Source organism: Candidatus Desulfofervidus auxilii, assembly GCA_030262725.1.
Classification (GTDB): domain Bacteria; phylum Desulfobacterota; class Desulfofervidia; order Desulfofervidales; family Desulfofervidaceae; genus JAJSZS01.
The window spans coordinates 1-3,207 of sequence record JAJSZS010000069.1; the positions used below are offsets into that span (position 1 = coordinate 1).

Genomic DNA, 3,207 nt, shown 5'->3' on the forward strand with positions numbered 1-3,207 from the left:
TGAAAATTTAGAATTTTTAAAAAATGTAGTTAGTGAAACTTATTTAATTAAAAAGAATAGTCATTTAATTGGGTTAACTTTAAAAAGACTTAATTTAAGATCTAAAACTGGAGCTACAATTATAGCTATAAAAAGAAATGGAGAATTTATAGTTAATCCACCAGCTAACTTTTCTTTTAAAGAAAATGATATTTTAATAATTATAGGAACTGAAGACCAATTAAATAAAGCTTTAGCCTTTTTAGAAAACCCTTTTTCTTAATTTAAAATTATACTTGATTTAAGTCAAACTTAGCATAAAAACTTCTACTCTTGACAAAATAGATAAAAAGGTTATTTTAAGTTACAAAATAAAAAATGGGGCCGTAGCTCAGCGGGAGAGCGCGTGAATGGCATTCACGAGGTCGTGGGTTCAAGTCCCACCGGCTCCATATAAAAGTATTTAATTATTCTCTCTACCATAAATATCATCAATTCTTATTATATCATCTTCTTCCAGATATTCTCCACTTTGTACTTCAATAATTTCTAAAGGAATTTTACCTGGATTTTCAAGACGATGTAAAGTAGTTGGAGGAACAAATATTGATTCATTCTCATGAATAAAACTTTCTTTTTCTCCAATAATTACTTTAGCAGTTCCTCTAACAACAATCCAATGTTCAGAACGGTGATAATGCATCTGTAAACTGAGTTTAGCACCTGAGTTCACTACAACTTTTTTTATTTTATATCTTGATCCTTCTTCTAAAACTGTATAACTTCCCCAGGGTCTAAAAACTGTTTTATGTTCAAGCACACTTGGATGTTTATTCTTTTTAAGTAAATTTACAATATCTCTTACTTTTTGGGATATATCTTTTTTAATGATTAAAATAGCATCATCTGTATCAATAATTGCTAAATCTTCCACTCCGCAAGCTACAACAAGTCTTTTATTGCCAAATATAAGAGAATTTTTAGTATCTATAGAAATGACTTCTCCAGTTTTTACATTTTGAGCTTCATCTTTATCTAAAGCTTCATAAACTGCATTCCACGAGCCGATATCACTCCAATAAATATCAAGTGGTAAAACTACAGCTTTATTTGTTTTTTCCATTACTGCATAATCTATAGAAATTTCAGGAAGTTCTGAAAAATTTTTAATTGTTTCTTCAAAACTTAAATCAAAAATTTTAGCAATTTCAGGCTCAAATTTAGCAAGTTCTTCCTGCATAGTTTTTATATCAAAACAAAACATTCCTGAATTCCAAAAATAATTTCCTTCTTCTAAATATCTTTTAGCTGTTTCAAAATCTGGTTTTTCTGTAAATTTTTCTACATAAAATACATCTGATTCAATAATTTTATTAATTTGTTTACTTTTATCAGCTTTGATATAACCATATCCTGTTTCTGGATAAGTAGGTTTTATGCCGAAAGTGACTATATAGCCTCTCTTAGCTAATTTTTCAGCCTTTTCAAGATATTTTAAAAATCTCTCTTCGGGTTTAATAATATGATCTGAAGGTGATATAAAAAGAACTTTATCCTCATCTACATTCATTTTTTCTAAGATAAATTTCATAGCAAGTGCAATAGCAGGTGCAGTATTTCTCATAGCAGGCTCAAGAATAACATTTTTTTCAAGTATATTAAAACCTAAATTTTTAAGTTCTGAAAAAATTAAAAATTTATAATCTTTATTTGTCATAATAATTATATCCTCACACTTCACATATTTTAAATATCTCTCTATTGTCCTTTGAAAAAGTGATTTATTTCCATTTAATCTTAAAAATTGTTTAGGAAAAGTCTTTCTTGAAAGAGGCCATAGCCTTGTTCCTGCTCCACCTGCAAGTATAACTACTTTCATTTTATATTCTCCAGAATTAAAATTTTAAATTTTAAACATTTTAATATAAATTTTTAAAATTTCACAATTATTATAAAATAAATACTAAATTATACTAAATTATAATTTTGATAAAAAATTTACAAAAAGTCATAAATTCTATATTTAAAAAATACTTTAAAAGAGCTTATTTAGTATATGCAAATTGTTTATAATTTATATGGATTACAGAAAATGCTGAACAGATAAAAAGCACTAAAGAAATCTTTGAAAGTATTTATCTCAATTTTTTCCTTTTACTTGACAATTTTTCGTTCTTAATTTAAATTAAAATTTACACTTAAAATGGATTTATTTAGAACTTATGTGAGGTAAAAAATAAAATTAAATTTCTATTGGTTCAATCATTTATTTTAAATTATGTCTCAAGATAAAATAGTAAATTTGAGTCATCAAAAAATTAAATCCTCTTCGAAGGCTTCTGTTTCTCCTTTAGATGAATTAACTCTTAGAACAACTAAAGAAATCGTAATTAAATTCATCGAGATGGGAAGATGCTCTCCTGCTACATTTGAAGAAGTTTTTACTCAGGTTTTTTCTGTGGTAAAAAAAACTTTAAATAAAGATTAATGTATCTTCTTGCCATTCATGGCAGTCCAAGAAAAGGGGGAAATACAGAAATACTTTTAGATTATTTTCTAAAAGGAATAAAAAAAAAGAATATCTCTTTTGAAAAAATAAGACTTTCAGAACTTAAATATCAACCTTGTATAGAATGCGGAAAATGTGAAACTATAGGAGAGTGTGTTATTGAAGATGATTTTCAAGAACTTTATAAAAAAATTCTAAAAGCTGATTTTTTAGTAATTTCCACTCCCATCTTCTTTTACAATCATACTTCTTATGTTCAGGCTTTTTTTGAAAGATTTCAAGCTTTTTGGGCAAGAAAATATCTTCTTAAACTTCCTCATCCTTTAAATAAAACTACAAAAGGTATTATTCTTTCTATTGGAGCAACTAAAGGAAAAAATCTTTTTGAAAGTGTTATAAAGAGTTTTAAATATGCTTTAGATACTATTTATGGAGTTTATATTGGTGGACTTTTTTTGAGAGGTATTAATAAAAAAGGCGAAATCCTAAATTATCCAGAATATTTAGAAATTGCTAAAAATATTGGCTTTAAACTTTCTTCTCTTTCAGAAGAAGAAATTATTAAATTTCCTGAAAAATTAAATTTAAACACAAGTTCTACTCCTTAAATCATTTATGTTTTTCAAAAAGTTTTTTATATCCTCTTGCTCTTTCTTCAATATTTTCAGCCATCCATATATCACTCACTATAGCTAACATATCAGCTCCAAGTTCTATCA

General features: G+C 26.4%; 4 protein-coding genes and 1 tRNA gene. 4 read left to right on the forward strand and 1 reads right to left on the reverse strand.

Going from position 1 to position 3,207, the window contains the following annotated elements; genetic code table 11:
• Nucleotides 1-262: hypothetical protein (locus LWW95_12000; protein ID MDL1957750.1), on the forward strand; the 262-nt coding region annotated here is incomplete at its 5' end.
• Between the two features lie 97 nt (nucleotides 263-359).
• A tRNA-Ala gene (locus LWW95_12005) sits at nucleotides 360-431 on the forward strand.
• A gap of 11 nt (nucleotides 432-442) precedes the next feature.
• On the opposite strand, the gene LWW95_12010 is transcribed toward LWW95_12005, so the two are convergent.
• On the reverse strand, nucleotides 443-1,858 hold the full coding sequence (locus tag LWW95_12010; protein MDL1957751.1) for a mannose-1-phosphate guanylyltransferase/mannose-6-phosphate isomerase: 1,416 nt from the start codon (nucleotides 1,856-1,858) through the stop codon (nucleotides 443-445).
• A 399-nt stretch (nucleotides 1,859-2,257) separates the two neighbouring features.
• Between LWW95_12010 and LWW95_12015 the strand changes: the two genes are divergently transcribed.
• Both LWW95_12015 and LWW95_12020 read left to right on the forward strand, forming a co-directional pair.
• The gene (locus LWW95_12015) at nucleotides 2,258-2,467 is read left to right on the forward strand and encodes a hypothetical protein (protein ID MDL1957752.1); all 210 of its coding nucleotides are present in this window, start codon (nucleotides 2,258-2,260) and stop codon (nucleotides 2,465-2,467) included.
• Nucleotides 2,467-3,096, forward strand: coding sequence for a flavodoxin family protein (locus LWW95_12020; GenBank protein ID MDL1957753.1), 630 nt, complete (start codon nucleotides 2,467-2,469; stop codon nucleotides 3,094-3,096). The genes LWW95_12015 and LWW95_12020 overlap by 1 nt, the downstream gene beginning before the upstream one ends.
• The last annotated feature ends 111 nt before the right edge of the window (nucleotides 3,097-3,207 follow it).